The organism is Candidatus Polarisedimenticolia bacterium, assembly GCA_035764505.1.
GTDB lineage: Bacteria > Acidobacteriota > Polarisedimenticolia > Gp22-AA2 > AA152 > AA152.
On the sequence record DASTZC010000285.1, the window covers coordinates 1 to 8059 of the forward strand.

General features: G+C 67.2%; 8 protein-coding genes. All 8 read left to right on the plus strand.

Annotated elements, in window-relative coordinates:
- A partial coding sequence (locus tag VFW45_18635; GenBank protein HEU5182812.1) for a YhjD/YihY/BrkB family envelope integrity protein occupies positions 1-272 on the plus strand: 272 nt, incomplete at its 5' end.
- Between the two features lie 164 nt (positions 273-436).
- A complete protein-coding gene (locus VFW45_18640; protein HEU5182813.1) occupies positions 437-973 on the plus strand; it encodes a GNAT family protein in 537 nt (178 codons plus the stop codon).
- On the plus strand, positions 970-1392 hold the full coding sequence (locus VFW45_18645; protein ID HEU5182814.1) for a hypothetical protein: 423 nt from the start codon (positions 970-972) through the stop codon (positions 1390-1392). Before VFW45_18640 ends, VFW45_18645 begins: the two co-directional genes overlap by 4 nt.
- A 682-nt stretch (positions 1393-2074) precedes the next feature.
- Positions 2075-3964 carry a circadian clock protein KaiC gene (gene kaiC / locus VFW45_18650; GenBank protein HEU5182815.1) on the plus strand — a complete coding sequence of 630 codons (1890 nt, stop codon included), beginning with the start codon at positions 2075-2077 and terminating at the stop codon, positions 3962-3964.
- Entirely contained in the window at positions 3894-4154 is a 261-nt protein-coding gene (locus VFW45_18655; protein HEU5182816.1) for a circadian clock KaiB family protein, read from the plus strand. The genes kaiC and VFW45_18655 overlap by 71 nt, the downstream gene beginning before the upstream one ends.
- A gap of 42 nt (positions 4155-4196) precedes the next feature.
- Entirely contained in the window at positions 4197-4553 is a 357-nt protein-coding gene (locus tag VFW45_18660; protein HEU5182817.1) for a circadian clock KaiB family protein, read from the plus strand.
- Positions 4554-4578: 25 nt separating this feature from the next.
- Positions 4579-6270: an ATP-binding protein gene (locus VFW45_18665; protein HEU5182818.1), complete on the plus strand. Its 1692-nt coding sequence runs from the start codon at positions 4579-4581 to the stop codon at positions 6268-6270.
- 286 nt (positions 6271-6556) lie between these two features.
- The coding region (locus VFW45_18670) for a PAS domain-containing protein (GenBank protein ID HEU5182819.1) at positions 6557-8059 on the plus strand (1503 nt) is incomplete at its 3' end.

An 8059-nucleotide genomic window follows, 5' to 3' on the forward strand; every position in this document is an offset into this window, starting at 1 on the left:
TGCCCGACGCGCTGGTCGCCTGGCGCGCGGCGTGGGTGGGAGGCCTGGCGACCGCGGTCCTGTTCACGGCCGGCAAATCGCTGATCGGCCTCTACCTCGGAGCCAGCTCCATGACCTCCACCTACGGCGCCGCCGGCTCGGTCATGATCATCCTGGTCTGGGTCTACTATTCCGCGCAGATCGTCCTGTTCGGGGCCGAGTTCACCAAGGCCTACCAGCACTGCGCCGCGGTTCCCGTCCCGCATATCCAGCCGATCGTGCGCGCTTCCTGACGCAAGGAGCTCCACCCTCCCGAAGCGTTTCACGAAACCTCCTTGAAGCAAGGCGTTCTTAGCCGATACTCTTGCGCAGGCTTCGTGTTCCGTTGTAACAATGCTGTCGCCCAAGCGCGCCGCCGGCGAGCAGACAGGCCTGACAATAATAAGGATAGGGAATCGTGGACCTGAAGGAGGGAACGATCGTGCTGCGCGAATGGCGTGAAGCCGATGCGGAAGCGCTGGCGCAGCAGGCCAACGATCGCAGCGTCTGGCTCGGATTGAGGGACCTCTTTCCGCATCCTTACGGGATCGAGGATGCGAGGCGCTTCATCGCGATGGCCGTAGCGATCCAACCCCCCCGCAACTTCGCCATCGAGGTCGGCGGACATCTGGCGGGCGGTATCGGATACATGCCGCGCACCGACGTGGAGCGGATCGGAGCGGAGGTGGGGTACTGGCTGGGCTCCGAGTTCCGCGGGAAGGGAGTGGCGACCGCGGCGCTGCGGCTGCTGAGCGCCCATGCTTTCCGTTCCCACCCGGAGCTGAGGCGGCTGTATGCCGTGCCCTATGCTACGAACCGGGCCTCGGCCCGCGTCCTGGAGAAGGCGGGATACCGACTGGAAGGGACGCTGCGGCAGAGCGCCGTCAAGGATGGGAGAATCCTGGATCAGTGGATGTACTCTCTCCTGCGCGATGAGGCGCCGGAAATCCCATGAGCACGGCCGGCCCGGAGGCCTTGCGGCGGATCGCGCGCATCGCGCTGATCGCCGGTGCCATCGGCTCTTTCGGCCTGATGCTCTACCACGGCCGGTACAACAAGCACTTGCTGATCACGGCGATGTTCACCGTCTGGGTGGGCGCCCCCTTCGCCAGCCTGGCCCTGGCGGATCGTCTGTCGGACAAATGGCCGGCGCGCGTTCGTCGGACGCTCCATGCGGTGACTCTCCTCGTCGCGTTCGTCTCGCTCGCGATCTATGCGATGGACGCCGTCTGGCCCCGCCAGGCCCAGGCGGCGTTCTACTATGTCGCCGTGCCGCCGATCACCTGGCTGGCAAGCGCCATGGTCCTCGGAGCCGCCGCGTTCCTCTCGAAGCCCTCCTCGTCCAGCGAGGACAGACGCCCCGAGGTTTCCTGACCATCGGGTTTTCGAAAGCGGACAGGCTACGTAGTTTTCCGCAGCTGATGCGTCGGGGAGACATGCACCGCCTTCGACCATCTGCCGTTCAATGGAGGCGACGACCGACCCGAATCTGCGGTCAGGCTTCGGCTCGCACATCCCGGGCGGGCCAGCGCGGGCCTTCGAGTCGAATTGCCGAAGCATGCTCGCTGAGCCGAGATGAGCCAGCTTCGACGATTCCCAATTGATTACGCCATGGCTACTGCGGCCCGCCGCAGGTGCTGATCGAGCTGCACGGCGGAAGAATCGAGGCGCGCAGCGCCGGGCCGGGGAAAGGTTCGGAGTTCACCGTGCGCATGCCGGCTCGCGCCGCGCCCGGGAAGGCGCCGCGGGCACGCGCCGGCTCCGCCTTGTCTTGAACCGGGCACTCCGACGGGTTTTACGTAGTTCTCTGTAATTGCTTAGGGTCATCCCCCTCATTCATACTGCATGAGCTTCAATTATTCATTCCGACTTCGCGAATCCCTAACCCTCGGATGCGAAGTCCGCTGCAGCGGGAAAATGCCTTTCCATCGGTCTATCGAGCCGTCAACGGCAACGGTACCGGCATTGCGCGGTACGTCGGGCGTGCGTGACCAGGGTGCATCCGGATCGTAGATCTCGGAAGAATCCCTGGTGTGTTTATTCGACAAGGGTACAGATGAAGACCGATAGTGGCTCGAAATCCGCCGAGCGCAGCCTGCCCAAGGCGCCCACCGGCATCCAGGGGCTTGACGAGGTCACCGGCGGCGGGCTCCCGCGCGGCCGCCCCACGCTGGTGTGCGGCAGCGCCGGATGCGGCAAGACCCTGCTGGGGATGGAGTTCCTCGTGCGGGGAGCGATGCATTACAACGAGCCGGGAGTGTTCGTGGCCTTCGAGGAGAACGCCCAGGAGCTAGGGCAGAACGTGCGCTCGCTCGGCTTCGACCTGGACGACCTGATCAAGCGCAAGAAGCTGATGGTCGACTTCGTGCGCATCGAGCGCGGCGAAATCGAGGAGGCGGGGGAGTACGACCTCGAGGGGCTGTTCATCCGCATCGGCCACGCCATCGATACCGTCAAGGCAAAGCGCATCGTGCTCGATACCATCGAGGCCCTGTTCAGCGGGCTGCAGAACACCGGGATCCTGCGCGCCGAGCTGCGGCGTCTGTTCCGCTGGCTCAAGGACCGTGGGGTGACCGCAGTGATCACCGGGGAGAGGGGGGAGGGGACCCTGACGCGGCACGGAATGGAAGAGTATGTCTCCGATTGCGTCATCCTCCTGGATCACCGCGTCGTCGACCAGGTTTCCACCCGGCGGCTGCGCGTGGTCAAGTACCGCGGATCGGCCCACGGCACCAACGAGTACCCGTTCCTCATCGACGAGGACGGCTTCAGCGTGCTGCCGATCACCTCGCTCGGGCTGCAGCATGCGGTCAGCGACGAGCGGATTTCGACCGGCATCGACCGGCTCGACGCCATGCTGCACGGCGGCGGCTACTACCGCGGCAGCACCGTCATGGTCTCGGGGACGGCGGGCAGCGGCAAGAGCAGCATCGCCGCCCACCTGGCGCGGGAAACCTGCAGGCGCGGCAAGCGCTGCCTGTATCTCGCTTTCGAGGAGTCTCCTCTGCAGATCGTGCGCAACATGCGCTCCATCGGCATCGACCTGGAGCCGTACGTCCGCAAAGGCCTGCTCCGCTTTCACGCGACGCGCTCCGGCGTCCATGGCCTGGAGATGCACCTGGCGACGATCCACAAGCTGGTTCAGGAGGTCAAGCCGGAGGTGGTGATCGTGGATCCGATCAGCAACCTGAGCCAGGGAGCCAACCGGCGGGACTCGACGGCGATGCTGACACGCCTGATCGACTTCCTCAAAGGCATGGAGGTCACCGCCCTGCTGACCTGCATGACCACCGATGCCGACCAGGAGAAGACCGATATATTCATCTCCTCGCTGGTGGACACCTGGCTGCTCCTGCGGGACATCGAGCTGGGAGGCGAGCGCAACCGGGCGATGTATGTCCTCAAGTCGCGCGGCATGGCCCACTCCAACCAGATCCGCGAGTTCCTCCTGACCGACCGGGGCATCGAGCTGGCCGAGGTCTATCTCGGCGAGGCGGGAGTGCTGACCGGCTCGGCCAGGATGGCGCAGGAGGCGCGCGAGGCGGCGGTGGCGCTGCGCCGGCAGCAGGAAATCGACGCCAAGCGGCGCGAGCTGAATCGGAAGCGTGAGGCCCTGGAGGCCCACATCCTGGTGTTGCGCAAGGAGTTCGAAGCGGAAGAAGAGGAGGCGAAGCGGGTCATCGGACAGGAGCGGGCCCGCGCCGAGGTCATCCGGAAGGATCGGGATCGCATGGCAGCGAGCCGCAAGGCAGACGAGGGAGTCTCGACGGTCGAGCCAGGCCCTCGGTCCCGCAACGGCAAAGGAGTCGTGCATGAAAAAGCAGCCCAAAACCGTCGAGCAGGAACCAACGACAGAAAGAGAGGAAGTCTGGGCGCTGCGGCTCTACGTCGCCGGCCAGACGCCGAAGTCCGTCGCGGCCTTCGCGAACCTCAAAAAACTGTGTGAGGAGCACCTGCCGGGCAGGTACCGCATCGAGGTGATCGACCTGCTCGTGCAACCGCAGCTGGCGGCCGGGGACCAGATCGTGGCGATCCCGACCCTGGTGCGGAAGCTGCCGGAGCCGCTGCGCCGGATCGTGGGGGATCTGCGCAACTCCGAGCGGACCCTGGTGGGATTGAACCTGCGCCCTTCCTAAGAGTCCGGGCGCACTGAGCGCCCGAGAGAAAGTGTGAAGTCGATGAAGCATGCCAGGCGCGACAGCACGGCGGCGTTCGAGCGGTTGCTCGAGCGCGGGCCGAGCCAGGAGCGCTACGTGCTGCGCCTGTACGTCACCGGGATGACGCCGCGCTCCTCGGAGGCGGTGGCCGCGGTGAAGTCGATCTGCCGGGAGCATCTCGAGGGGCGCTACGAGCTGGAGGTCATCGACCTTTACCAGCAGCCGCACCTTGCCCGCGAGGCGCAGATCGTCGCCATGCCCACGCTGGTCAAGAAGCTGCCCCGCCCTTTGCGACGCTTGATCGGCGACCTGCAGGACGAGGACCGGGTCCTCGCCGGATTGAACCTGGAGCCCAAGCCGCATGGAGCCAAATCCTGATCCGGTTCCGCGAGGCAGAGTTCCGATGACGAAGCCGGAGACCAAGAAAAGCGCCTCCGCGACGCTCGAGGACCTGGAGGCGCGCAACGCCGAGCTGGACGCCCGGCTGCGCGAAGCCGAAGAAACCATCCATGCCATCCAGAAGGGCGCCGTCGACGCCTTCGTCCTGGAGGAAGCGAACAGTCACCGCGTCTACACCCTGGAGGGTGCGGACCGCCCCTACCGCATCTTCGTCGAGGAGATGCAACAGGGGGTGGCGACGCTGCACGCGGACGGCACCATCGTCTACTGCAACCGCCGGCTGCCCGAGCTGCTGAATATGCCGCCCGAGAAGCTGATGGGATCCCGGCTGCTCGACTTCGTCGTGGCGGAGGACCGCCCCATCTACGACGGCCTCCTGCGCCGGACGCAGGCAGGCTCGGGCCGGGGCGAGGCCCGTCTCCAGCGCGCCGGCGGAGGGCTGATCCCGGCCTATCTCACCTTTAGCGAGCTGCCGCCCGATTGCGGCGCGATGATCGGCGTGCTGGTCACCGATCTGACCAGCCAGAAGCACCACGAGCAGCTGGCGCTCGCGCAGCAGGCGCTGCGCGAGGCGGACCGCCGCAAGAACGAGTTCCTGGCGATGCTGGCGCACGAGCTGCGCAACCCGCTGGCGCCGATCCGCAACTCCATCAGCATCCTGCGCCAGCGGGGCGGCGAGCCGGTCCAGGAGACCTGCGAGATGCTCGAGCGCCAGGTGAGCCTGATGGTCCGGCTGGTGGACGACCTGGTCGACGTCAGCCGCATCACCCGGAACAAGATCGAGCTGCGCAAGGAGCGCGTCGAGCTGGCTGCGGTGGTGGAGCAGGCACTGGAGTGCATCCGCCCCGTCTGCGCCAGCCTGGGGCACGAGGTGACGATCCACCTGCCGGAGGAGCCTGTGGTCCTCGAGGGGGACCCGATCCGGCTGACCCAGGTCTTCGCCAACCTGCTGGACAATTCCTGCAAGTACATGGAGCGCGGCGGGCGGATCACGCTGAGCGCCGAGCTCGCCCCGCCGCGGGGAGATACTGCCGGCGAAGTGGCCGTGAGGGTCCGTGACCAGGGGATCGGAATCGCCCCGGACCAGCTGTCGCGCATCTTCGACATGTTCGCCCAGGTCGACACATCCCTCGAGCGTGCCAAAAGCGGGCTGGGCATCGGGCTGACGCTGGTGAAGAGCCTGGTGGAGCTGCACGGAGGCGCCGTCGAGGCGCACAGCGAGGGTCCCGGCCGCGGATGCGAGTTCGTGGTGCGTCTGCCGGTGCCCGGGGCGCCGGTTGCGCGGCGCCTGGCTCCGGCGGCGGCCGCCCCGGAGACCCGTTCCTACCGCATCCTGGTGGCGGACGACAACCGCGACTCGGCCCAATCGCTCGCCCTGCTGCTCAAGCTGATGGGGCACGAGACCCACACGGCGATGGACGGGGTCGAGGCCGTCGAGGCGGCCCAGACCCTGCATCCCGACATAGTCCTCCTGGATATCGGCATGCCGCGCCTCAACGGGTACGATGCCTGCCGGCGCATCCGGGAGCAACCCTGGTCCCGATCCATGACGCTGATCGCCCAGACCGGCTGGGGCCAGGAGGAAGACCGGCGCCGAACCGAGGAGGCGGGCTTCGATGGACATCTCATCAAGCCTGTCGACCCGGATGTCCTCTTGAAGCTGGTGGCCACCCTCTCGACTTCCACGGAGAACTGACCGCGTCGGGGCGCCTACCCGGCCGCGTCTCATGGAGTGGCCCTCCCAGGATCATCTGGACAAACCCCGTCCCGAGTCTTACACTTACGGTTCAATCCAAACCGGGATTTGGCGGCGCGAACGCAGAGTAGCCTCGTTCCAAAGGGGACCGGCGCCTTCTTCTCGATGACCCTCGTCAGCCGCGGCTTAGGCCTCGGGCGCGAGGACCTCGGAGAATCCGGAAGCGGGCGCGATTTCAGGGAGTAGATCCCGCTTGCCCACGGCCAGTTCCGCCCCCGAGTACCCCGTGTCCGCCAAGCTGGAGCGGCGCCTTCATGCCCTGGCGGTGGGTCTGGCCGGCTACGGCTTCTTCGGCGGACTGGTTTCCTTCGCCGGCTGGGTCGCCGACATGCCCCGGCTGACCGACTGGGACAACGACGGCATCTGCATCCAGCCGAACACCGCGCTCGCGGCGGTCTGCGCCAGCGCGTCCCTGATCCTTCTCCTGTGGGGGCACCGCCGCACGGCCGCCCTCCTCGGGGGCATCGTCACCTTCCTCGGCGGCACGGCCGTTTTTCAGTACGTCAGCGGCGTCGATCTCGGGGTCGATACCCTCCTCATGTTCGGACGCACCTGGGGACAGAAGGGAGTCCTGTTCACGGGGCGCATGGGGCCGCCGGGCTCCGTCTCCTGGACCCTGATCGGCGTGGCGCTGGTGCTCGCCGCGCTGGGCCCGCGCGCCCGCGCGTTCGTTCCCCACGTGGCGTTCGTCACGCTGACCATTGCCCTGCTCTCTCTCATCGGCTATCTGTACGGCGCCCATGCCCTCTACACCCTCCCCAAGATCTCGGCCATCGCCTGGCAGACGAGCAGCTTCATCTTCGCGCTCTCGGCGGCCCTGCTGTTCTCCGTCCCGGAGCGTGCGCCGACGCGCTGGCTGATCGAGGACAGCCCGGCCGGAACGCTGGTCCGCAGCGCCGTGCCCGCCATCGTGATCCTTCCCATCCTGCTCGGACTGCTGCGTCTGCGCGGGCAGACTGCCGGTCTGTACGACATGGAGTTCGGGACGGCCCTGCGAACTCTGGTCGAGATCACGCTGCTCCTCGGGCTGCTGGGGTGGACCGCCGGCGCGATCGGCCGGCAGGGGCGGCGCGCCGCCGAGCGGGAGCGGCTGGCGCGGGCCAGCGACGAGCGCCTCGCAGGCATCCTGGGCAGCATGAACGACATCTTCTTCACTCTGGACGCCGGCTGGCGCTTCACGTTCATCAACGACGCGGGACTGCGGAGCCTGGGGAAAAACCGCGACGAGCTGCTCGGCCGGGACATCTGGGAGGTCTATCCCGACGCGGTGGGCAACGAGGCCTACGCGCAGATGCAGCGTGCCATGAGCGAGCGCGTCGCCGCCGAATACGAGGTCTTCTACGAGCCCTGGAAGCGGTGGTTCGCGGGCAAGGCCTACCCGATGGGGGACGGCGGCATTGCGCTGTTCGCGCGTGACATCACCGAGAGCAAGGCGATCGACGAGTCGCTGCGCCTCAGCCGCGGGCTGGCGGCCGAGGACCTGGTGGCCATGGCGCGCCTGCAGGCGCTGAGCACTCGCCTGGTCCAGGCGGGCGATTTCCAGTCGCTGCTGCGCCAGATCCTGGCCGCGGCGGCGGAGTTCACCGGCACCGAGAAGGGAAACATCCAGGTCTACGACCCCGTGGCCAAGCGGCTGGAGGTGCTGGTCCACCAGGGGTTTGGTGAGACGCCGGGGGCCGGGGAGGCCGGCGCGCTGGCGGTCACCGAGGAGGCGGCCCGCAAGCTGGAG